Raw genomic sequence first — 23,482 nt, 5'->3', positions numbered from 1 at the left:
GTTACTTCACAATCTGAGACTTTTGCTGCAACTTACCGAACAAGAAGTCGGTCACAATCGCAAGAAGGCAGGCAGGGATCGCACCGGCATACAGCCGCGCGCTGTTGTCCATGTTAATCCCTGAATAAATTTCTCGACCAAGCCCGCTACCACCAATTAGCGGGGCAATCGTGGCAACGCCAATGGCAATAACAGCAGACACACGTACACCAGTTAGAATATAGGGGACGGCAAGCGGAAGCTGCACTTGAAACAGGAGTTGCAGCCGAGTCATGCCGACCCCTTTTCCAGCTTCAGAGATGCTAGGGTTTACTTGGGTCAGTCCGATATACGTACTGCGAATGACAGGCATGAGGGAGTAGAGGAATAGCCCAATGACTACAGTCTTGAAGCCAAGACCGAAGATAACCATTAGCAGCACAAGCAGCGCAAGACTTGGGAACACTTGAACCACATTCGCAAGCGTAAGGATGATTGCAGCCAGCACTTTATTTCGAGCAGCAATCATGCCAAGCGGGATGCCAAATACGAGTGCAAGCAATAGTCCACACAGAACCATCACGATGTGGTCATAGGTTAGACTGAGCAGATCGAGCCAATTTTCACTTACATAGTTCACAAATAATTGCATCGCATGTTACCCTCCCATCATTTCAGCAGTCCGAGTTTCTTCAAATAATCTTCGGCGACTTTCTTCTCATTACGTTTATTTACGTCCACCTCGTAGTTCAGATCGATCATCGTCTCGGTGCTAAGTTTACCAATCAATAGACCAATAATTTCTGCGAGTTCCGGGTGCTTATCGAGTAAATCCTTCCGCATAACTGGGGAAGCATCGTATGGTGGGAAGAAGTGTTTGTCGTCCTTCAGCGACTTGAGCTTGTAGGCTTTGAGTCTTGCATCGGTCGTATAGGCGAGCACAATATCCACATTGCCAGTCGCTACGGCTTGATAGACAAGAGCAATTTCCATCGGAATTGTCTTGCCAAAGGCTAGGTTATATTTTTTCGTAAAAGCCTTATAACCATCTTGCTCGCGCTCTAGCCACGTCGTATCCACGCCAAGCTTATAGTTCTTCGCTGTGTCTGTGAGGTCAGAGATTTGCTCGATGTGATCCTGCTTTGTCACTTCTTCACGCATTGTGAATGCGTATGTATTCTCGAATCCGTAAGGATTAAACCAGTTGAAATTATAGTGCGTGAGGAAGCCTTCTTGCGCTTGTCTTAACACTTCTGCACGATCATTCGTTGCTTGTACTGGAAAATAATTATTAAAGATTTCGCCGCTATACAATGTGGCTAATTGAATATCGCCTTGATTCAGTGCACCTACAATGACGGCACTTGAAGCAAGATCGGGCAAGACGTCCACTTTCAGATTGGTACGATCCTCAATCAGCAGCTTGTACATCTGGGCAATGATCTTCGGTTCGGAGTACGTTTGGGTACCAATACGAATGAGATCCTTGTTTCCGCAAGCGGTAAGCGTACTTATCAAGGTAAGAATGACGATGATCATGCCCCAACGGTAGTTGAGCTTTAAGTTGTGCATATGCTTCCTCCTAGACGGATTAAACAGAACTGGATGCAGGGCTTACTCTGACTTTACGCGAGACCCATTTTTCAACAAGACCAAGTAGAAAGTCCATCATGAGTGCCAATATAACAGCGAGCAGAGCACCTATAATAATTAACTCCTTCTTATTCACACCCATACCTGAGAAAATTAACTGTCCTAGCCCACCAGCTCCAATTAACGTAGCCAGTGTTGTCCAACTGATGATATACACCGTCGTCGTGCGAATTCCAGCCATGATGTATGGAAATGCGAGCGGAAGCTGGATTTGAAACAATCGTTGCTGTGCGTTATAGCCCATCCCTCTAGCTGCTTCGATGATCCCAGGGTCAACTGCCTCAAAGCCAGCGAATGTATTGCGCATGAGTGGCATGAGGGAGTAGAGGAATAAGGCAAAGATCGCCGGCCAGGTCCCGATGCCAAGCAGTGGGATGAGAATCGCGAGCAGGGCAAGGCTGGGGATGGTTTGTAGGATGTTCGCGATGGTGAATACCGCACTGTTGATCCATTTGACCTTGTTGCCTGCTAGCATGATCCCGATTGGAATCGCAACTAGAATGCCGAAGAATACGGATACTCCTGATATATATAGATGTTCACCAACTGCCTTTAGGATATCGGCTGATCGTTCCTGCAGTGTTGTCCAAATGGTGTTCATTCGGAAGCTCCTCCTTCTACTGGAGAGGGTTCAGACTCTGCTCCATATACATCCGCAATATAACGTACAACGCTTCCTTTCGTAATTAAGCCAACAAATCGGTTGTGATCAGCTACGACAGGAATGAACGGCAATCGCTGATTCGTGAGTAATTGAAGTGCCGATTGTAAATCAGACCCTTGTTCCACAACATGCTCGAATGGCGTCGCCAAATCGCCTATCGTGATGTTCTCTTCTTTAAATCGTTCGATCACTTGGAAAATAGACACATGACCAAGGAGCACATGCTTGCGATCTACAATAATAAGGGAATCGACGCGGCGTCTTTCCATGATCTTAATCGCTTCCGCTAAACCACGGGAAGGGTAAGCCGTAACTGGATACTCAGCCATGACTTCATCGACAGTGATTTTCTCGGAGAGCGAGTCTTCCATCAAGCGTTGTTTACCGACAAAGCTTTTGACGAAATCATTGGCTGGATGCCGCAAAATATGCTCAGGACGACCTTGCTGCACGACAAATCCGTCTTTCATCAGAATCATGTTATCGGCAAGCTTAATCGCTTCATCCATATCGTGTGTCACGAAAATAATCGTTGTATTTAGCTCTTGCTGCAGGCGAATAAGTTCATCCTGCAAGTTCTCGCGTGAGATCGGATCAAGGGCACTGAATGGCTCGTCCATGACGATAATGTCAGGCTCAGCAGCAAATGCGCGAATAACCCCGACACGCTGCTGCTGCCCCCCACTTAGCTCAGATGGATAGCGAGAGCGATATGTATCTGGACTTAAGTTAACCAGTTCAAGCAGCTCATCGACTCGCTTATCGATGCGTGCTTGATCCCATTTCAACAGGCGAGGAACGACGGCTACATTTCTCGCAATCGTCATATGGGGGAAAAGTCCGATGCTCTGAATGACATATCCAATGCTGCGGCGCAGCTCAACAGGATCAATCTGGGAAATATCTTTGTTGTTGATATATATTTTGCCGGAAGATGGGACGTTAAGCCGGTTGATCATACGCATGGTCGTAGTTTTCCCACAGCCGCTCGGTCCAATCAAGACATGGATCAGTCCTTTGGCAAACTCAAGATCAAGTGACTCTATCGCAACATAACCATTGTCATATCGTTTGCTTACCTTTTCGAATCGGATCATACGACTTGGAGCACCTCATTTTTTCGTATCTGGAATGATCGGTGAAACAAACATAATATACCCAGTTAAGGATAATTCCATTGCTATAAAAAAAAGACCCTGCATTTAAGCAGGACCGTTTGGTTGATTCGGTTGGATAGTAGAGCTGCACGAGGATTGGCATGTCTTTGCGATGGAGCATCCCGCGCATTTACCTTGTTTACTTTTCTTATAGAATCGGACTAGCGTCCAAGCCGCATAGCCGAATATGACTGTACCTAGAATAATACTTGCAGCCAAGATTCAATCACTTCCCTTCACATTCCAAGTAAATGTCCAATACCGACAATGATAAGTGAGATGAGATAAGCGACGATAAGTGCATATATAATCGAGAACCAAGTCCATTTGATAGAGCCTGTTTCTTTACGAATAACTCCGACCGTAGCTAGACATGGGATATACAGCAGAATAAATGCGATAAAGCTATAAGCACCAAGTGGTGTGAATTGCCCTGCTAGAGCGGTTTGGAGCGCCTGCGTGTCAGGAGCAATATAAATGATGTTCATGGTCGAGACGACGACTTCCTTGGCTAAGAACCCAGTGATAAGCGCTGCGCCTGCCTGCCAAGTGCCGAATCCAAGTGGACTAAACAGTGGAGCAATGAATCCACCGATCATCGCCATGAAACTTTCGTTCATATCTACGCCAAGACCGCCTGGTCCTGCATAACTAAGCAGCCAGATCGCAACAGAACCTCCGAAGATGAAAGTACCTGCCTTCTTCACGAAGCCTTTGCCCTTCTCCCACGTACTGCGCAGTAGTGTACGTAATTGCGGGATACGATAAGGTGGCAACTCAACAACGAACATCGATTGTTCTTGCTTGAGAATGGTCATCGAGAATATTTTGGCTAAGACAAGTGCAATGACGATTCCTAGTAAGTATAAGGACAGGACGATTAATGCTTGATGCTCTTTAAAAAAGATACCGACAAACAAGCTGTATACAGACAATCGTGCTGAACAGGACATAAGCGGTGTGAGAATAACGGTAAGTAATCGCTCTTTCGGTTGTTCAATCGTTCTTGCCGCCATAATTCCTGGTACATTGCAACCAAAGCCGATAATCATCGGGATGAAGGCTTTGCCGTTAAGTCCGATCACTTCCATCAGCTTATCCATTACGGTTGCAATACGAGCCATGTATCCTGAGTCTTCAATAAAGGAGATAATCAGGAACAGCATGAAAATTTGCGGTACAAACACAAGTACGCCGCCGACACCTGCTAGTATCCCATCGAGTACAAGTGACTCAATGAAGGGAGAGGCATTTATCGCAGTGAGTGCAGTGCCAAAGCCATCTTTGAGTGGACCATTAAAGAAAGTATCGAGTAAGTCTGATAAGGGCTGCCCAATCCACTCGAACGTAAGCTTGAACGTAAGGAACATGAATAGGATGAAGATCGGTATTCCTAACCATTTATTCGTGACAATCGTATCAATCTGCTCTGAGCGTAAAGAACGCTTTGGCTTTGACTCAGTCGTGCATTGTTTCAAGAGCGAGTCAATATAGCGACTACGTACTTGGCGAATGAACTGTGGTAAGTTATTGACTTGATGACTTGTCTTCACTTGTGATTGTGCTTGCTCATAGGCGTGTTGCAATACAGCAGTATCGATATGCGCCTCAAGTGCATGACGCACGACACTGTTCCCTTCGAAAAACTGAAGCGCCATCCAGCGCTTATTGCTTACATGCTCGGGCAATTGCTTGCTCAAGGCTGTAATATCGTTCTCAAGAATCCCATAATCGAGCTGGAACGCATGAGATTGTACAGAAGTATTTTCCAAAGATAAGTATTCGAAAATTTCTGTGGTTCCTTTGCCTAGGCGAGCTACGACAGGAAGAACAGGTATATGAAGGGCTTTACTCAAAGCATTCGGATCGTTTTCAAGACCGCGATTCGCCGCAACATCGACCATGTTCATTGCAATAATCATAGGCTTGCCAAGTTCTAAGAGTTGAATCGTTAATTGTAAGTTTCGTGCGAGCTGTGAGGCATCTACCACATTTAGAATCGTAGAGAATGGCTCATCCATTAAGAACTGGGAGGTAATTCCTTCGTCCTTGGATAAAGGATTAAGCGAATATACACCCGGCAAGTCAATTAAGGAACCGCGCTTACCTTTCAGGACGCCGACTTTCTTCTCGACTGTGACGCCTGGCCAATTGCCAACATACTCATAAGAACCTGTAAGTGTATTGAATAGGGAGGTCTTCCCTGTATTTGGATTTCCGACCAATGCGACTGTTAACATACACCCTCAACTGCGATCTGGCATGCTTCCGAGCGGCGAATGGCGATCCATTGCCCGCTTGATTCTATCGTAAATGGGCCACCGAAAGGCAATGTTTTTCGAAGAGAGATAACAGCACCTTCCATAATGCCAAGATCCATTAAGCGTCTTCGAACGAGTTCATTCAAGGTTGTAACATCGGTAATACGTACAGATTTTCCTACTGGAATGTCAGCTAACTTCATTATAAAATTACACCTCGATATTGATAATCATTATCATGCAAAAACATTATAAATTGTTTAAGTAATTCCTGCAATGATAAAATGTATACTAATAAAGTATTTATTTCTTCCGTCTAGCAAACGTGCTATAATCGGTTGTTATTATTTGCGAATGGAGTTGCTAGCTTAGATGAATGCCAAACAATTTTTTACCCATCCACTCGGGATATTAGCCTCAGCAGTTACGGCGACATTCCTGTGGGGGAGTTCATTCCCGTTTATTAAAAAGTCTTATGTCGAGCTGCAAATCAGCTCATCGGATATATTCGAACAGTTCGTGTTTGCGGGGTATCGATTTATTGCAGCAGCGCTGATCATTATGGTTATCATGAAAGTACTCGGCAAGAGCATTATGCCGCAAAAAGGTACACTTGGTGGTGTTACGAAGCTCGGACTCATTCAAACGTTCTTACAATATTTATTCCTATATGTGGGTATATCGATTTCTAGCGGAATACAAGGTTCGATTATTACAGGGACGACGTCCTTTTTTCAAATTATTGTCGCGCACTTTATGTTTAAGAATGATAGCTTGACTACACGTAAAGTGATCGGCATTATTCTCGGTTTTAGTGCCGTCTTAGCTGTGAATTTAGGCAAAGGCGATTTCTTAGCGGAATTCGGCTGGGGGGCGGTATTGCTCCTGGTATCGATGTTCTGTGGAGGACTTGGTAATGTGTTATCGAAGGGCGTCGCACAGAAGATGGAACTCATGTACATGACTTCGTACCAGATGTTGCTTGGGGGTATAGGACTTCTTGTCGTAGGGGGATTACAAGCAGGTTTTGCTCCATTTACGTTTACACCTAAAGCAATTGGGATGTTAGCTTATCTGTCCTTCTTATCGGCTGTGGGGTTTGTATTATGGAATAGTGTGATGAAGTACAACAAGGTGGGCAAGGTGTCGATGTACTTATTCTTAATGCCTGTATTCGGCGTCATCTTGTCGGCGTTACTTCTTCAAGAACAGGTTCGATACACAGCCTTTATCGCACTTGCGCTCGTTGTAACAGGCATTGTCATCGTGAATCGAGATGGAAAGCAGAAGCAAGCTAGCAGATCAGCCGTACAAAATTCAGTGCAATCATAAGCATCATTCACAAATGACGCGCACCCCTTAGAATAGACATTGGATTAACCTCCTTGGTTCATCCGATAAAATCTAAGGGGTGCTTTTTTTTGCACGAATAACCATGCAAAAATTTGAATATTCGATCTTGTTATATTAGAGTAATTTATCCCTATTCTATCCCTTTTTCTCATTGCATATCTAGCAAAAAGCAGGTAATTTGGAGGGTGTAGTAGAAAAGATATAACGAGATATAAACTACAAAATTCGGATTTACAGGAGGAACGTGTAATGAAGATTGGCCTTAGCTCGTACAGTTTATACAGAGAACTGAATGCTGGAACAATGAACATCGTAGACTGCATCAAGTGGGTAGCAGAAATTGGTGGAAGCCATATTGAGATTGTGCCACTAGGATTTGATTTGGTACAAGACGAAGGTCTGGCAGAAACGATTCAAGCTGAAGCGCGAAAAGCAGGAATTGCGGTATCCAACTATGCGATTTCTGCTAATTTTGTAGGATTAGATGAAGAGCAGTATCAACAGGAAATTGAGCGTGTGAAGTCTCATGTCGATATCGCGAATCGTCTTGGTGCGAAGCTTATGCGTCATGACATTGCTAGTCGTCCAATTCCAGAGACAACACTTACGAATTACATAAAGGATCTCGACCGTATGACCGATGCATGTGGGCAAATTGCGGATTATGCAGCGCAATACGGCATTACGACTTCGATTGAAAATCATGGTTTCTACGTGCAAGCAAGTGACCGTGTTCGTGCACTAGTGGATCGTGTAAATCGTCCAAACTTCCGTACAACACTGGATGTTGGTAACTTTGTATGCGTTGATGAGAATCCACTTGTATCCGTTTCCAATAACTTACCATATGCTTCCATCGTTCATTTAAAAGACTTCTATATTCGCCCTGCAGCGCAAGATCCAGGTGATGGATGGTTCCGCTCGGCAGGTGGTCAATACTTGCGCGGTGCAGTAGTTGGCCAAGGGGATCTTGATATGCGCGGAATTCTGAAGACGATTAAAGCGTCGGGATATGACGGCTATTTCTCCGTCGAGTTTGAAGGCAAGGAAGATTGTCTATGGGGTTCTAAGACAGGAATTGAGAACGCTTTACGCATTTGGAACGAAGTTTAAGAGTGTATTGAAATAGGTAAACGGAAGAGAAAGATGCACTGGAGGAACGAAGTGTTCGCCTTTGAAATCATGAAAATACCATTAAACAAATTCAAATTCATGATTGAGACAGCGACCGGAAGTGTATTTTTCTCTGCAGTGATTTAGGCTTTTTGAACACGCTCTCTATGAACGATATTTTAAAGAAAAAGGAGTTATCCCAATGTCTATGATTAAAATTGGTGTTATCGGTTGCGGTTCGATCTCAGAAGTTCATTTCCAAGCGTATGAGCATGACCCGCGCGCAACGATTTATGCGGTTTGTGATTTGAATGAAGAGCGCGCTGCTGCGAAAGCGAAGCAGTTCGGAGCTGAGAAAGTATATACAAGTTATAAGGAATTGCTTGCTGACCCTGATATTGAAGCGGTAAGCATCTGTACATGGAACAACACACATGCAGAGATTGCGATTGCAGCACTTGATGCAGGTAAGCATGTTCTATGTGAGAAGCCGCTTTGTAAGACAGTAGAACAAGCATTGCAAGTTGAAGAAGCGGTTCGCCGTAGTGGCAAGGTTCTTCAAGTTGGCTTTGTAAGACGCTTTGCAACGAACACAACGCTGCTCAAGCAATTCATTGATTCCGGTGATCTAGGTGAGATTTATTATGCGAAAGCTTCCTTCCTTCGTCGCCTAGGTAACCCTGGCGGTTGGTTCGCAGATCACGAACGTTCTGGTGGCGGCCCGCTTATCGATATTGGTGTTCACATTATTGATGTGTGCTGGTATTTGATGGGCAAGCCGAAGATCAAGTCCATCACTGGTAACGTATATAACCGTCTAGGCAATCGTTCGAACGTGAAGAACTTATCCTTCTATCAAGCAGCTGATTATGCAGCTGACAAAAACTCAGTTGAAGATTGCGCGAATGCGTTGCTTCGCTTTGAGAACGGCGCATCCTTAATGGTGGACGTGTCCTTTACGCTTCATTTGAAGAAAGATGAGTTGTCTGTGAAGTTGTTCGGTACGAAAGGTGGCGCAGAGCTAGAGCCTGAACTATCTTTAGTTTCTGAAAAATACGACACAATCTTAAACATTCAGCCGCAGATTGATCATCTGTCATTCGACTTCGTGCATGCATTCCGCAGTGAGATTTCAGCATTCGTATCCTGCTGCTTGGGCGAGCAAGAGACAATCTCTCCTGTTGAGGACGGCGTGGAACTTATGAAAATGTTGTGCGGTATTTACGAAGCGGCAGAGCAAGGTCGCGAAGTGACGTTTGAATAGATTATTTTTCAATATAAATAATGAGGTGTAAACGACAATGCAATTAACGAATAAAATCGGTGTGATTGTTGATAGTTTTAGACTCCCAGTACGTGAAGGTTTGAAACGTGCGAAGGCAGTTGGAGCAGATGGTGTACAAATTTATGCGGTATCCGGTGAGATGGACCCAGCAAATTTAACAGCTTATGATCGCTCTGAATTGAAGAAATATATTGCTGATCTGGGACTGGACATTGCTGCGCTATGTGGAGATCTCGGCGGTCATGGCTTCCAAGATGGAGAAGTAAATCCATCCAAGGTGGAGAAGTCCAAGCGAATCTTAGATCTTGCTGTTGAGCTAGGTACGAATGTGGTGACGACTCATATCGGTATCGTGCCAGACGATCATAATAGTGCGGTTTATGCGAATATGCAGCAAGCTTGTGAAGAGCTAAGCGTGTATGCGAATAGTATGAATGCCTATTTTGCCGTAGAAACAGGGCCCGAACGTGCTGTTCATTTGAAAAGCTTCCTGGACTCCTTAAGTACAAAGGGTGTATCTGTGAACTTCGACCCTGCGAACATGGTTATGGTAACAGGAGATGATCCTGTAGCAGGCGTGAAGCTGCTTAAAGATTATATCGTGCATACACACGTGAAGGATGGCTATCAAGTGCAGCCAGTTGATCCAAAACATGTGTATGGCAGCTTGGGATATGAAGGTATGGATCATGAGAAAATTGCGAAGATGGTTGCATCTGGAGAGTTCTTCAAGGAAGTACCACTTGGTCAGGGTAAAGTAGACTTCCCAGCATATTTTGCAGCGCTGCAAGAGATCGGCTACAAAGGTTACTTAACGATCGAGCGTGAAGTAGGCGAGAATGCAGAGGCAGACATCGCACTCGCAGTGAAATTTATTCAAGGTTATAAGTAATAAATTCTAATGAAAAACGAGCAACCCGTGTATGGGCTGCTCGTTTTGTAATATTAAGCCTTAACTTTAGGCTCGACTTCGTTGTTAGCTGCGTCCTGGCTATCGAGAATTTGTTCGAAGATGCGTGTTAATGCCTTCACATCTGTATCCGTTAAACCGCCAAAGAAGTTTTCATACAATTCTTTTCTTTGATTGCTAAGCTGAGCAAGAATTTCATGTCCCTTGTCTGTAATCTCAAGGAACACGACGCGGCGGTCATTTTCTGCACGACGTCGACTAGCGTAACCTTCATCAACGAGCTTATCGGAAATGCCTGTGACAGCACCAGAAGTAATGTGAAGTGCTTCCGCAAGCGTTGAGATGTTGTGCGGGCACTTAGCAAGTCGTTCTAGGACATAGAACTGGGAACGATTAATTGTACTGTCCACTTGCTTACTCCATGCGATAGTGATGGATTTTAAAATTTTGCGAAACGCTGTTTCAAGTTGTACAAGATCTTTACGTGCCATACCGCACCTCCTTTATTTATAAGCCTGTACCAACGATCATTTTAGTTATCAAATTATTGAGAAGTATACTTTTTTGAAGCTAAAATGTCAATGTTTACGGGCTTAGAAGGAAGGAATTCGCAGCATTTGTCGTAAATATTGATGTAGTAACTCGATTTGAGTATCAGCTTGAAGATCGTCCATAGGAAGGATCATTGTATTTAACGAAAATCCTTCGCACCAAGTAAGAACGAACTTCGTAAGAATCCGTAAATCTGTCTGAGGTGAAAAATAACCAAGTCGTGTCCCTTCCTGAAAGAAAAATGCGTAATTATTGACCAATAATTCATGACGCTGCTGAACAAACTGCCATCGATTATCATCTTGAGCAAGTGCACTAAAAAATTCAACATGCGCTCGATATAAGCTATTAGCAGTTTCTTTCATATAAGTGGATATAAGGATGATAAATTGTGTGAGTGCTTCTTCACCGTTGTTAGCCGATTCATATATCAGGAGTAGTTCTTGTTGAGGTTGCCCATTCTTCCAATCTAATATGGCTTGAAAAATCTCATCTGTAGAGGAGAAGTATAAGTACACACCACCACGACTAATCTGACACTGCTCCACAATATCTTTCATCGTGACGCGGCCAAACCCTTTGCGAATGAAAACTTGTTCTGCTGCTTGTAAGATTTCGATCTTCTTATGTTGTTTATAAATATCAGGCACTTTCGGTGACATGTGTTGATCTCCGATCAAAGGATTTACCTAATAATAAAGCGATAATGCCAAGAATAGCAAGTAAACTGCCTGACCAGACGAATGCCGCCATCACCCCATAAACAGTGGCAATAATCCCGCCGATCATAGGTCCAATAATACTCATGAGTGTCGATAAGCTCCCGATTGTTCCGAATACGCGTCCGCTGTATTCCACAGGTGTACGTTTTTGAACGGTCACATTAAATGGAATAATAACAAGTCCTGCGCTTGCACCACCGAACATAAATGAAACCGGAATGAGCCACTCGAACCCGCCTTGTAAGGAGGCAAACCATGCAGCGAGAACAAAGACGATCCCGAGTCCAATAATACCGATACACATCGCAAGAACAATGGATTGAACCGGCTTACGATTAAGGAGTGCAGCCACTCCCAACAGTCCAATTCCACTACTAGCTAGTGCGATCCCGATGAACTCCGCAGACATACCTGGAATTTCTCGAAGTAAGATCATGACTTGGGTGTCGGCGATTTGCAAGACGAGGAAGGTCATACAGAATAAGCCAGTGCCGAATAAGATGAATGGTACTTTCGACATAAAGGTGAATCCCAATTTCAAGTCTTGCAAAATGGATTTATGTTCTTGATCAGCAGATGCAGTCGCATCAAAGTGCTTTCGAACAGGAATTCCAATGAGAAGCAGCGCGGAGACGAGGAAGCTGGCAGCGTCAATATAGAAGGCTGCTGCGATACCAACACTGCTAAGCAGCACACCACTTACGATTGGGCCTGCGATCTTAGAGACTTGTTCAATCATCGTACTGTATGCAACGGCTTTATCCATATGTTCGGGAGCTACGATTTCTTTCAGTTTCCCATTCTTCGCTGGATTAAATAGTGCAGCAAGTGATCCTTTTAGAAGCAGAATGATGTAGATTTGCCATATGTTTGTTGCAAAAATAAAGGCAAGAACGAGTGGGATTCGCAGTACATCGGATATGATCATGAGAGTACGTCGTTCGAATCGATCTGCGAGCACACCTGAGATTGGACCGAATAAGACCATCGGCAAGCCGAAACAGATCATCACATACGCCATTTCCATGGAAGTGACTTGCCACTTTAAAGATAGAAGTGCGAACAGGGCGAGCAAATCCAGCCAATCCCCTAGATTGGAGACTAGCTGCGAACTGATCAAGTAGCGATAAGATTTGTTATGCCATAACCCTCGTTGCACCTTTTCTGTACTCTCCACAATATATATCCTCCTCAAGAAAATATAAATGACATACGTGTCATTATTATATTGCAGTTGGTAATAAATAACAAGATAATTATTTGAAAATAACAAAAAAACCCGAAGATCAGCATAATCAAGCTGTTTCTTCAGGTTTTATTTAAGTTGATTTATGAACCTAATTCGATGCAGGTACCGCTTGCTGGCCTAGATCCATATTGTTGGACGCTGCAATCGTAATGTTCTTCGTATCGATGACACGGATTTGAATCTTGATATTATCTTTACCCGCTAAGCTGCTATACGGAGCCATCAGCTTGCCATTCGAATAAGTGGTCTCTAGTGCTGTGTCATTCGCGTAAATAACGCCAGTTGGAGACAAGTTCTTACCAGAAATAACAAGTGTCTGAGTACCACCAACTTGCTGCACACTAGCATCTTCAATCTTCATCTCACCAAGACCGAGCATGAAGTTCTTCGCTAAGATCTTATCGCGATAATCACCGTAATTGAATTGGTTGCCGAACATACCGTCATATTGCAGCATTTCGTAGCCTTTTAAATCTTCTTCCTTAATGTTCATCGCTTCATACATGTTCTTAGGCGGGATTACCGGATGCTTCTTCATCAGATTGTACAAGTAATCCGTATAGAAAGTTCCTTCCAAGTTCGCCATATTCAAGATGTAAGGCGATAAGAACGAAGGAGACATGTATAATTCTTCGCGGTGTTCAGGCAAGTAGTTATCCCAAATCACGAATGGAGTCGAGAATAACTTCTTCGTAACATCCGGGTCATTGGGAAGCAAGTAACCAACATCGCGGTACACTTGGTAGTCATTGCCTAGAGACGGCAAGTGATCACCGAAGAATAGAACAATCGTTGGTTCGCCTTTTTTCTCAAAATGGTCCGTGATCTCTTTAAGCATCAGATCGGCATCACGCATACCTGTCGCATACGTCTCTAGCATCGCTTTGGATTCAGGAGACATGTTGCCGGATACGGAAATCGGATTAGATGCAAATTTATTCGATTCGTAAGGAGCATGGTTTTCCATCGTGTTTGCAAAAATCATGTCTGGGCCGTCTGATTTGTCGGCTTCTTCAATAATTTTCTTCGCTACAGCATGGTCAGACAAGTAGTTACCCTTATACTCTGGTTCAAAGAATTCGGTCGATATAAACTTGGAGAATCCAAAGTTATGATACACGTTCTTCGAGTTAAAGAACCAGTTGTGGTAAGGGTTAATGGCTGCTGTATTGTAGCCTTTACGACTCAAGATTCCAGCGATGGAATCGGTCGGATGGTTCACATATTGAATGTACGCAAGGGAGCCTTGCGGTAAGAAGCGCATCGAGTTACCCGATAATACTTCAAACTCTACGTTAGCCGTACCGCCGCCAAATTGCGGGGATAGCATTTCACCATGCGGGTACTTTTGCTGCAAGGAACGTAGGTGAGGCATTGGTTCTTCAGAGAATTTCACGTTCGGAAGCTTCGTTGCATCGAATAAGGATTCACTGAGAACGACAATAACGTTCGGCTTTTCTTTACTGCCTGTGTTCGTGCGACGCTCTGTATCTTTCACCATCGCAGCAATGTTCGCTTCGTTATAGCCGTCTGGCTTTTTAACGAAAATTAAATCCATATTCATCATCGTTGTCAGCGCGAAACCGTTGCGCAGATAGTTATCCGCTTGATCCCAAGGGATCGTACTGATGCTAAGTGCGTCTTTGATCTTAATCGGCTTGTCCGTATAGATCGTAAATAACATAAACACGGATAACACGAGCAGGACGATCTTCTCTGTCCAATTGAATTTACCTCTTAATAGTTTCACTTTATTAAGTAGAATAATAGCAATTACAACAAAGATAATGATTCCAATGATCATTTTCCAAGGGATAAGATCCCCTAATTCTTTCGTGATGTCCTCAGTCTCATTGGTCAAGAACACATCCCACGGGAGTAGCGGTACTCCAAGAATTTGTCTCTTTACCCCAGAGATTAGAGAGAGGATCATGATCGGTGTGGACACGACCCAGAAAGCGAGCTGTGTTCGACCAAGAATGGCGATGAATAAGAAGAAGAGCGCCAAGATGATCAAGTAATTTAAGAACATTTCATTCATATGCTTGTAACCGTAGCCCAGTGCTTTATAGACACTGTCGCGGTTTAGGAATTCCATCATGAGTACGAGTGGAATCGGCCATAGTAAAATATGAATTTTGGATAGAATGTACTTCCCAATGGACTTAGCTGAGAAATTTCGATCGCTCATCTGATGTCTGCTCCCCTTTCTATTAAATTTACTGCATCTATTTGTAAGAACATTGTAAACACGCAAACCTCAATAATTATAACATGGGTTATAAACATCACAAACTTTTTTTATTGGCAGAGACTCTTTCATTTCATACTCTTAGCAGTTATTAAAAATGATCCCAGAAAAACAAAAAATCCCCAGTAATGAGTGGGGATTTGCTTGATATGGATGAATGAATTAAATGCGACAAATTTCAATCGGACAGTTTTCGCATTTACAAAATTCCTTCAACCGCTCCATATTTTTAATAAGAATGTAGTCATTGCTGTAATCGATAATATCTTGCTTTCGCAGATCGTTTAACAACCGATTTACACTTTCCCTCGTTGCACCAATCATGTTGGATAACTCAGTATGTGTAAGCTTTTTTGCAATCTCAACATAATCACCGTCGGGCTTACCGAACGTATTGGAAAGTCGGATTAACGTGGAGCAAAGTGCACCAGGTTTGCCGTACATGATCAAGTCGCGGAGCTTTGTTTCTGTAATACGATGGTTCAGGGACATCCATTTCATAAACTCAACAGAAAGTTCATTGTTTTGTTCAATTAGTACTTCGAGATCTTTCTGATTCATAAATCCCACAACGGTATCTTCTACCACTTTACCGCTAAAACCATGCGTCGAAGTTTGAAAAAGATGGATTTGTCCGAGCAAATCACCAGGTTGGTACATATAAAGAATAAGCTCCTTGCCTTCGTCCGAGGATTTGGTGATTCGAACACTGCCGGATTGCACAAAATACAATTTGTCAGCAGCTTCACCTTCCCAGAACAGATGGCTTCCAGCAGGTACTTTAAGTTCTTGCATATGATCCATCAAACACTTCAAATTCGCTTCGGAAAAAGTGGATGTGTTGGCGTTTGGGTATTTCTTACGATTAGTAGTCAACATCATAACTCCCTTATCAAAAAAAGTGTAAGTAGGCGTAAAGACGTTTCGGGAACATTGTCATTATAAACAATATTTTTGTCTGTGACAAACTTCATAGTGATATATTTCACAAATGGATTACAATGTGGTTATAAAGGAAAACCAATCACGATCAGGAGGTGTAGCTATAATGGCTGCAACAGAGAAAAACATACTTGGTGGAACTGAAATTAATGGCTGGCGTGGATTTCAATTAGGAAAATGGGCAAAAGCAATCGATGTCCGCGACTTTATTGAACTGAATATTACTCCATATCATGGTGATGAGAGCTTCCTAGTAGGTCCAACTCAAAACACGAATGATTTGTGGGACATTGTATCAAAGCTTTCCGTTAAAGAACGCGAAAATGGTGGAGTACTAGATGTTGATGTAAATACTCCTTCTTCAATCGTTTCTCATAAACCAGGATATCTAGATCAAAGCAAGGAAACAGTTGTTGGTTTGCAAACAGATGAGCCTTTCAAACGTTCCATGCAACCTTACGGTGGTATTAAAATGATGATTGATGCATGTAAAGCTTATGGCTTTGAAATGCCGCAATCCGTTATCGATATCTTTACCAATATCCGTAAAACTCATAATCAAGGTGTATTTGATGCTTATACAGGCGAGATGAGAGCAGCTCGTAAGTCTGGTGTAATTACAGGTCTTCCAGATGCTTATGGTCGTGGACGTATTATCGGTGACTATCGCCGCGTAGCACTTTACGGTGTGGATCGTCTAATCGCTGAGAAGAAGAATGACCTTAAACAATTAGAAGTTAATTCCATGACAGAATCCGTGATTCGTGCTCGTGAAGAACTTTCTGAGCAAATCCGTTCCCTTCAAGAATTGAAAGCAATGGCAAATGAGCATGGTTTCGATATTTCAAACCCAGCACAAAATGCTAAAGAAGCGTTCCAATGGGTATACTTCGGTTACCTTGCAGCAATTAAGGAGCAGAATGGTGCAGCGATGAGCTTGGGTCGTGTATCCTCCTTCCTAGATGCTTACGTACAACGTGATCTTGCAGAAGGAACAATGACTGAAGTTGAAGCACAAGAACTAGTTGACCATTTCGTAATGAAATTGCGTATCGTTAAGTTCTTGCGTACACCTGACTACAATGAATTGTTCTCTGGTGACCCAACTTGGGTAACAGAATCCATCGGTGGTATGGCAGTAGACGGTAAGACTCGCGTAACTCGCAACTCCTTCCGTTTCTTGCACACACTTTACAACTTGGGACCAGCTCCAGAGCCGAACTTGACTGTACTATGGTCTGAAAAGCTTCCTGAAGGATTCAAGAAGTATTGTGCGATGGTTTCCATCGAAACAAGCTCCATTCAATATGAGAGTGATGACTTGATGCTTCCGATCTATGGCGATGACTACGGTATTGCTTGCTGTGTATCCGCGATGAAGATCGGTAAGCAAATGCAATTCTTCGGTGCTCGTGCGAACTTGCCTAAAGCATTGCTATACGCAATCAACGGCGGTGTAGATGAGAAGTCCGGTGCTCAAGTAGGACCGAAATATGCGCCAATCACTTCTGATGTACTTGATTACAAAGAAGTTACAGCGAAATTCGACAACATGCTTGAGTGGTTAGCTCAGCTATACATGAACACCTTGAATGTGATTCATTATATGCACGATAAATACAGCTATGAGCGTATTGAATTCGCACTTCACGATCGTGAGATCATCCGTACAATGGCTTGCGGTATCGCGGGCTTGTCTGTAGCAGCTGACTCCTTGAGTGCAATTAAGCATACGACTGTAAAAACAATCCGTAACGAAGCTGGTATCGTTGTAGACTTCGAAATCGAAGGCGACTACCCACAATACGGTAACAATGATTCCCGTGTCGATGAAATCGCAGTTGAGCTTGTAGAGAAGTTCATGAACATGCTTCGTAAGCACGAAACATACCGTGGCGCAATCCCTACAATGTCCGTACTAACGATTACTTCTAACGTCGTTTACGGTAAGAAAACAGGTAACACACCTGATGGACGTAAAGCTGGCGAGCCGTTTGCACCAGGTGCAAACCCAATGCACGGACGTGATAAGAAAGGTGCTCTTGCATCCTTGAACTCTGTTGCGAAGCTTCCGTACGAGCATTCCCTAGATGGAATCTCCAACACATTCTCGATCGTACCTAAAGCACTTGGTAAAGATCTTGAAGCTCGTAAAGTGAACATGGTATCCATGCTTGATGGTTATATGACAACAGGTGGTCACCACTTGAACGTTAACGTATTTGACCGTGAGCAATTGATGGATGCGATGGAACACCCAGAGAACTATCCACAACTTACAATCCGTGTATCCGGTTATGCGGTTAACTTCATCAAGTTGACAAAAGAACAACAACTAGATGTTATCAACCGTACGTTCCACGGCACGATCTAATCCTAAGTTACGATAACTATATATAGGTTCATGCAGGCGAGGCGGGCCAGACCCCCTCGTCTGTATTTGCCTTTAAAGGAGAGAAACACATCATGGAAGGACGTATTCATTCTGTCGAAACATTCGGTACCGTTGATGGTCCGGGGATTCGCTTCATTATTTTCTTACAGGGATGTGCGCTTAGATGTAAGTTCTGTCATAACCCTGATACTTGGGCAACAGATGAAGGACGTAAGGTAACAGTGGAAGAGATGGTGAAGGAAATTGAGCCTTACCTACCTTACTATCGCAGCTCAGGCGGCGGCTTGACGGTATCTGGCGGCGAGCCTACTTTGCAGGCTCCGTTCGTAACGGAACTTTTCACAGAAGTGAAGAAGCGCTTTAACTTGCATACGACAATTGATTCTTCAGGATTTAGCGATGCGGAGAAGAATCGATCTTTATATGAAGTAACAGATTTGGTTTTGCTTGATTTGAAGATGATGGATCGTAATGAGCACATTGAACTAACTTCACAACCGAATGATCAAATTTTGCGTACAGCGAAGTGGTTATCGGATAATGGGACGAAGATGTGGATTCGCCACGTGTTAATCCCAGGTATTACAGATAGCGAAGAGAATCTACGTGCAACAGGTGAATTCTTAGGCACACTGAAGACCGTGGAGAAGTTCGAGATTCTTCCTTATCACCAAATGGGTATATACAAGTGGGAGGCGCTTGGCAAAGAGTATCCACTTGAAGGTGTAGAATCACCGACTGAAGAAGAGGTAAAACGTGCTTACGCGATTATTGAAGATGCAAGAGCGCTATCTGCGGCTAACAGTAAGTAATAAATCCTAAAGCATATGTCACAATTGCCTTCATATAATCACATTAAGTGGTTCTAAGGAGGTGATCGAGCTTGGCATCGGCAGTTTATTTAACGGTCTCATTGCTTATTTTCGGTGGATTGATGGGGACAGTCATGTATGGTCTGTTCCGATTTGTGAAGAGAGACTCCATCAATCTCGATCTGGACATGCTGTGGGAAGGTAAGTTTACCCGCGAACAACTTGGTTTTCCGAAGGACTAGATGCTTAGCATCTAGTCCTTTTTTCCATATCCTAATGCAGGATTTATAAGGGATTATGGCGAAATGTAGAAGGATAATTTCGTACATAAGGAGCGAGTGAAATGGTTAAGTCCTATTACCAAAGTGAAGTGTTTACAACGGCACATGGATTTACGGGTGGGATTGAAGGGCCGGCATGTGATGCGGCTGGTAACTTATATGCAGTTAATTATGATCATGAGGGCACAATCGGTATGGTAACACCTGATGGTGAATGCTCCGTTTACGTAGAACTTCCAAGTGGTAGTATCGCGAACGGTATTCGATTCAATCAAGCAGGTGAGATGTTACTGGCCGATTATACGAATCATAATATTTTGAAAATAGATCCGAAAACTCGCGAGATTACCGTTCATGCCCATGAGCCAAGCATGAATCAGCCGAATGACATCGCGATTGCGGCGAGTGGAATCGTCTTTGCCTCTGATCCGAATTGGGCAGAGGAGACCGGTCAAATCTGGCGTATTACTCCAGATGGCAAAGTTGATCTACTTGAAGCGAATATGGGGACAACGAACGGAATTGAAGTGAGTCCGGACGAGAAGACGCTCTATGTGAATGAATCCGTGCAGCGTAACATTTGGGCATATGACTTAAGTGAAACTGGTGAGATTAGTAATAAACGATTGCTCATCCAATTTGAAGATTTCGGATTAGATGGCATGCGTTGTGATGCAGAAGGTTATCTCTATTCGACACGTTTTGGTAAAGGTACGATTGTGAAGCTGTCCCCACAAGGTGAAATCGTACAAGAAATTAAGCTGCATGGTACCAATTGTACGAATTTAACGTTCGGTGGTGTTGATGGCTGTACGGTCTATGTAACGCTAGCTGACCAAGGCAATGTAGAGAAGTTCCGTGTGGAATCACCTGGACGTTGTCGTGTGCTGTGCGGAGTAATAGAGGTCGTGTAAGATGGACAATAGATGGAGGCAAGCTGTTCTTATTATCGTAGTGGTCGGAGGTATTGCATCGGCATGCTCGTTTAATCAGGCAGAAGATAAACTTGCGATGCCAACATCATTGGAGTACCCTGATTTACAAGATAAAGTCTTATCGGAAGTGCAGGAGCCATCTCTAGATGCTAGCGCGGCTCCTTCTTCCGCTCCTCAAGCTTCAACCGAAGCAACATCTAGTCAATCACCAACACCCACCTCTATACCTACATCTACACCACCTATCCCAACTTCCGTTAAGCTTCATGTCCCGTTAATACTGCAAAATCCCGAACTGTATAATGGTTGTGAAGTGACATCACTTGCCATGTTGCTGCAATCAGCAGGCGTAGACGTTGATAAATTGACGCTAGCTCAAGCGATTAAGAAAGACCCTGCTCCTCGTGTAGAGGGCGATGATGACCAAGTGTTATCATGGGGGAATCCAGACATCGGATTCGTAGGCTCGATCACTGGAGATCATTACGGATACGGTGTGTATCATGAACCCATTGTCGAACTTGCTGAGCAGTATTTGCCTGATCGAATTGTCGATCTGACAGGGTCGCAGTGGCAGCGTGTTGAAGATTATTTAAATATGGGGTCTCCCGTCTGGGTCATTGCGAATAGCACTTTTGATGAATTAGCGGATGACGATTTCGAAACGTGGGATACAGCAACAGGTTCTATACGAGCAACGATGAAAGAACACTCGGTGTTAGTGATTGGATATGACGAGGACTTCATATATATCAATGATCCGCTAGGGATTGCGGATCAGACGGAGAAGGATGCGTTTGTTCGCGCATGGCATCAGATGGGATCGCAAGCGATCAGCTACGATGCCCGTACACCTATAGATCAGATCACAACAGAAACGCCCTCCTAACTGCAAATCGCAGATTAGGAAGGCATTTTTGCATTTTCTATAAAGGACTATGTTTAATGCTTTACGTATAGCTCAATTAGAACCTCATCCTTGAGTTGTTCCACGACTTGCGAGTCTACGAATCCAGCTCGTAAATTTAATGCATTCGCAGCACCAGAGGCAACACCGAGACGTAAGGCTTCCTCAGCAGTAGCCCCGCACTCAATGGCCGTAATCATACCTGCGACCATGGAGTCACCGCTGCCCACAGGATTTACAGCATCGATAACAGGAGCCTGGGCCCGGTAAATGACACCTTCCCAACCAGCAAGTGCACCTCGTTTCCCAAGGGAGACGATTACGCATGGGATGCCTTGATCCATTAACGTCTGAATCGCGTGAGCAAGTTCATCATCCGAAGCGTGCTTCTTCCCTGTTAACCGTGCAATTTCATGTTCATTTGGTTTAATTAAATAGGGTTTAGCCTCGACTCCTGCTGCTAGTGCATCACCGGAAGCATCGAGGATCGCTTTGGCACCATGCTCTTTAACAATCTGTATAAGATCGGCATAGATGGTTGGCGGACAACCAACGGGTAAAGAACCTGACATCGCGACGATTGATGATTGTTTGGCAAGTTCAGCAACTTTATGCTTGAGTTTTATGATGTCATCTTCTGTAATTGTGGGTCCCATCTCCAAGAGTTCCGTCTGGTGCTCGTCACTTTCAGGATCAAGGATGGTCGTACATAAGCGAGATTCACCTTCGTGAGCCTCGATGAAATCATGGCTTACGCCTTGTCTGGTTAAACCTTTTTGTATGAAAGCTCCTTGTGAACCGGCAATAAATCCGGTCGCAATTGCCTTTCCTCCAAGCAGTGTGACAACTCTTGCCACGTTAATCCCTTTGCCGCCAGGATCGGCGACCATCTCATTGACACGGAATAACCCGGATTTATAAAATCCGGGCACGACATAAGTTTTATCCACAGCTGCATTCAAGGTTAGCGTCGTAATCATGCTAATTCCCCCTCCTGCTGTTTGTTAGAGCGTGTTCAAAATGTCGATCAGCTGCAGAGAAAAAACACTTCGTTCCTCCAGTTGCTTTTTTCTCTTTGGCTTCACTTTTTGACCACTCTCTTTAATTATAATTTCAATTCTTGTGCGCGGCCGACACAGCCGACAAGGTGCATTTTCTCCATCGCAAGGGATTTAACTGCTTGTTTGGCAGGAACCATATACTTACGTGGATCGTTCTCATCTGGATTTGCGTTAAATACATTTTTAATGGCATCGGAGAAAGCAATTCGTAGTTCTGTTGCAACATTCATCTTCGCCATTCCAAGTGCTACACAGCGTCTCACTTGTTCAGCAGGAATGCCGGAACCACCGTGCAAGACGAGTGGAAGATCCACTAAGCTTGCAATTTCTGCGATCCGATCGAATGCGATGTTCGGTTCTCCCTTATAGATACCATGAGCAGTTCCAATGGCAGGTGCGAGTGTCGGAACCCCTGTAAGCTCGACGAAACGTAAACACTCCTCAGGAATCGCGAGCCTTGCATCTGCTTCTTCAACCACGATGTCGTCCTCAACCCCGCCTACTTTACCAAGCTCAGCTTCAACGTTAACCCCTGCGGCTTTGGCTACTTTGACAACCTCAAGTGAACATGCGACATTCTCGTCAAATGGGAACATCGAGGCATCTATCATAACCGATGTATAACCTGCACGAATACATTTTACCAGAAGATCATAGTCTGTGCAGTGATCTAAGTGCAAGGCAATCGGAACATTGGATAACTTAGCGGCTGTTTGCGCGGCAGCGACAATATATTCAGGTCCCAAGTGTTTCACTGTACCAACAGTGGTTTGGAGAATGAGTGGAGCATCAAGTTCCGTTGCTGCTTCTACAACCGCTTGCAGCATCTCCAATGTATGTACGTTAAAAGCAGTAATTCCATATCCATTTCTGCGTGCTTCTTGCAGCATGGTTGTAGAGGAAATTAAGTGACCCATGATTGATTCGCTCCTTTTTTCCTATCAAAATGAATGATTGTGACCGAATCATCATTAATTTGATTGAAACGATCATAATAATG

General features: G+C 43.8%; 23 protein-coding genes. 9 read left to right on the top strand and 14 right to left on the bottom strand.

The window, feature by feature from the left end:
* Position 1: 1 nt before the first annotated feature.
* The 7 genes from NV379_RS07385 to NV379_RS07355 all read right to left on the bottom strand — a co-directional run bounded on the left by NV379_RS07385 (position 2) and on the right by NV379_RS07355 (position 5,917).
* Positions 2–631, bottom strand: coding sequence for an ABC transporter permease (locus NV379_RS07385; protein WP_258206641.1), 630 nt, complete (start codon positions 629–631; stop codon positions 2–4).
* Between the two features lie 17 nt (positions 632–648).
* Positions 649–1,551 (bottom strand): glycine betaine ABC transporter substrate-binding protein, encoded by a 903-nt coding sequence (locus NV379_RS07380; protein ID WP_258206640.1) that lies wholly within the window; start codon positions 1,549–1,551, stop codon positions 649–651.
* 19 nt (positions 1,552–1,570) lie between these two features.
* On the bottom strand, positions 1,571–2,233 hold the full coding sequence (locus NV379_RS07375) for an ABC transporter permease (RefSeq protein ID WP_258206639.1): 663 nt from the start codon (positions 2,231–2,233) through the stop codon (positions 1,571–1,573).
* Positions 2,230–3,393, bottom strand: a complete 1,164-nt coding sequence (locus tag NV379_RS07370; protein WP_258206638.1) for an ABC transporter ATP-binding protein — start codon at positions 3,391–3,393, stop codon at positions 2,230–2,232. Before NV379_RS07370 ends, NV379_RS07375 begins: the two co-directional genes overlap by 4 nt.
* A 105-nt stretch (positions 3,394–3,498) precedes the next feature.
* Positions 3,499–3,672: a FeoB-associated Cys-rich membrane protein gene (locus NV379_RS07365; protein ID WP_258206637.1), complete on the bottom strand. Its 174-nt coding sequence runs from the start codon at positions 3,670–3,672 to the stop codon at positions 3,499–3,501.
* A gap of 17 nt (positions 3,673–3,689) precedes the next feature.
* On the bottom strand, positions 3,690–5,693 hold the full coding sequence (feoB, locus tag NV379_RS07360; RefSeq protein WP_258206636.1) for a ferrous iron transport protein B: 2,004 nt from the start codon (positions 5,691–5,693) through the stop codon (positions 3,690–3,692).
* The gene (locus tag NV379_RS07355) at positions 5,687–5,917 is read right to left on the bottom strand and encodes a FeoA family protein (RefSeq protein ID WP_258206635.1); all 231 of its coding nucleotides are present in this window, start codon (positions 5,915–5,917) and stop codon (positions 5,687–5,689) included. The genes feoB and NV379_RS07355 overlap by 7 nt, the downstream gene beginning before the upstream one ends.
* 169 nt (positions 5,918–6,086) lie before the next feature.
* On the opposite strand from NV379_RS07355, the gene NV379_RS07350 reads away from it, so the two are divergent.
* The 4 genes from NV379_RS07350 to NV379_RS07335 all read left to right on the top strand — a co-directional run bounded on the left by NV379_RS07350 (position 6,087) and on the right by NV379_RS07335 (position 10,357).
* Positions 6,087–7,046: a DMT family transporter gene (locus NV379_RS07350; RefSeq protein ID WP_258206634.1), complete on the top strand. Its 960-nt coding sequence runs from the start codon at positions 6,087–6,089 to the stop codon at positions 7,044–7,046.
* Positions 7,047–7,316: 270 nt separating this feature from the next.
* Entirely contained in the window at positions 7,317–8,180 is an 864-nt protein-coding gene (locus tag NV379_RS07345) for a sugar phosphate isomerase/epimerase family protein (protein WP_258206633.1), read from the top strand.
* A 202-nt stretch (positions 8,181–8,382) separates the two neighbouring features.
* The gene (locus NV379_RS07340; protein WP_258206632.1) at positions 8,383–9,444 is read left to right on the top strand and encodes a Gfo/Idh/MocA family protein; all 1,062 of its coding nucleotides are present in this window, start codon (positions 8,383–8,385) and stop codon (positions 9,442–9,444) included.
* A 37-nt stretch (positions 9,445–9,481) separates the two neighbouring features.
* Positions 9,482–10,357, top strand: coding sequence for a sugar phosphate isomerase/epimerase family protein (locus NV379_RS07335; protein ID WP_258206631.1), 876 nt, complete (start codon positions 9,482–9,484; stop codon positions 10,355–10,357).
* Between the two features lie 53 nt (positions 10,358–10,410).
* On the opposite strand, the gene NV379_RS07330 is transcribed toward NV379_RS07335, so the two are convergent.
* From NV379_RS07330 to NV379_RS07310, 5 genes are all read right to left on the bottom strand, one after another.
* Positions 10,411–10,866, bottom strand: coding sequence for a MarR family winged helix-turn-helix transcriptional regulator (locus NV379_RS07330; RefSeq protein WP_258206630.1), 456 nt, complete (start codon positions 10,864–10,866; stop codon positions 10,411–10,413).
* 102 nt (positions 10,867–10,968) lie between these two features.
* Positions 10,969–11,589, bottom strand: coding sequence for a TetR/AcrR family transcriptional regulator (locus NV379_RS07325; RefSeq protein ID WP_258206629.1), 621 nt, complete (start codon positions 11,587–11,589; stop codon positions 10,969–10,971).
* Complete coding sequence (locus tag NV379_RS07320) at positions 11,570–12,826, bottom strand: MFS transporter (RefSeq protein ID WP_258206628.1); 1,257 nt, start codon at positions 12,824–12,826, stop codon at positions 11,570–11,572. The genes NV379_RS07325 and NV379_RS07320 overlap by 20 nt, the downstream gene beginning before the upstream one ends.
* A 160-nt stretch (positions 12,827–12,986) precedes the next feature.
* A complete protein-coding gene (locus NV379_RS07315; protein ID WP_258206627.1) occupies positions 12,987–15,089 on the bottom strand; it encodes an LTA synthase family protein in 2,103 nt (700 codons plus the stop codon).
* 222 nt (positions 15,090–15,311) lie between these two features.
* Positions 15,312–16,028 (bottom strand): Crp/Fnr family transcriptional regulator, encoded by a 717-nt coding sequence (locus tag NV379_RS07310; RefSeq protein WP_373426083.1) that lies wholly within the window; start codon positions 16,026–16,028, stop codon positions 15,312–15,314.
* A 169-nt stretch (positions 16,029–16,197) separates the two neighbouring features.
* Between NV379_RS07310 and pflB the strand changes: the two genes are divergently transcribed.
* The 5 genes from pflB to NV379_RS07285 all read left to right on the top strand — a co-directional run bounded on the left by pflB (position 16,198) and on the right by NV379_RS07285 (position 21,403).
* A complete protein-coding gene (pflB, locus tag NV379_RS07305) occupies positions 16,198–18,465 on the top strand; it encodes a formate C-acetyltransferase (RefSeq protein WP_258206625.1) in 2,268 nt (755 codons plus the stop codon).
* Between the two features lie 89 nt (positions 18,466–18,554).
* The gene (gene pflA / locus NV379_RS07300; RefSeq protein ID WP_258206732.1) at positions 18,555–19,298 is read left to right on the top strand and encodes a pyruvate formate-lyase-activating protein; all 744 of its coding nucleotides are present in this window, start codon (positions 18,555–18,557) and stop codon (positions 19,296–19,298) included.
* A 71-nt stretch (positions 19,299–19,369) separates the two neighbouring features.
* The gene (locus NV379_RS07295; protein WP_258206624.1) at positions 19,370–19,540 is read left to right on the top strand and encodes a hypothetical protein; all 171 of its coding nucleotides are present in this window, start codon (positions 19,370–19,372) and stop codon (positions 19,538–19,540) included.
* Positions 19,541–19,641: 101 nt separating this feature from the next.
* Positions 19,642–20,493, top strand: a complete 852-nt coding sequence (locus tag NV379_RS07290) for an SMP-30/gluconolactonase/LRE family protein (RefSeq protein WP_258206623.1) — start codon at positions 19,642–19,644, stop codon at positions 20,491–20,493.
* A gap of 1 nt (position 20,494) precedes the next feature.
* Positions 20,495–21,403, top strand: a complete 909-nt coding sequence (locus tag NV379_RS07285; RefSeq protein ID WP_258206622.1) for a C39 family peptidase — start codon at positions 20,495–20,497, stop codon at positions 21,401–21,403.
* Positions 21,404–21,456: 53 nt separating this feature from the next.
* Here the strand turns inward: NV379_RS07285 and NV379_RS07280 are convergent, their stop codons facing one another.
* Both NV379_RS07280 and NV379_RS07275 read right to left on the bottom strand, forming a co-directional pair.
* Positions 21,457–22,401, bottom strand: a complete 945-nt coding sequence (locus NV379_RS07280) for a 1-phosphofructokinase family hexose kinase (protein ID WP_258206621.1) — start codon at positions 22,399–22,401, stop codon at positions 21,457–21,459.
* Between the two features lie 125 nt (positions 22,402–22,526).
* Positions 22,527–23,399, bottom strand: coding sequence for a class II fructose-bisphosphate aldolase (locus NV379_RS07275; RefSeq protein ID WP_258206620.1), 873 nt, complete (start codon positions 23,397–23,399; stop codon positions 22,527–22,529).
* Positions 23,400–23,482 lie beyond the last annotated feature (83 nt).

Origin of the sequence: Paenibacillus radicibacter (genome assembly GCF_024721995.1) — a bacterium.
In the GTDB taxonomy this organism is placed as follows: domain Bacteria; phylum Bacillota; class Bacilli; order Paenibacillales; family NBRC-103111; genus Paenibacillus_AM; species Paenibacillus_AM radicibacter.
Note: the sequence above shows the minus strand (reverse complement) of the source record. Positions and strands in the feature narration are given on the sequence as shown.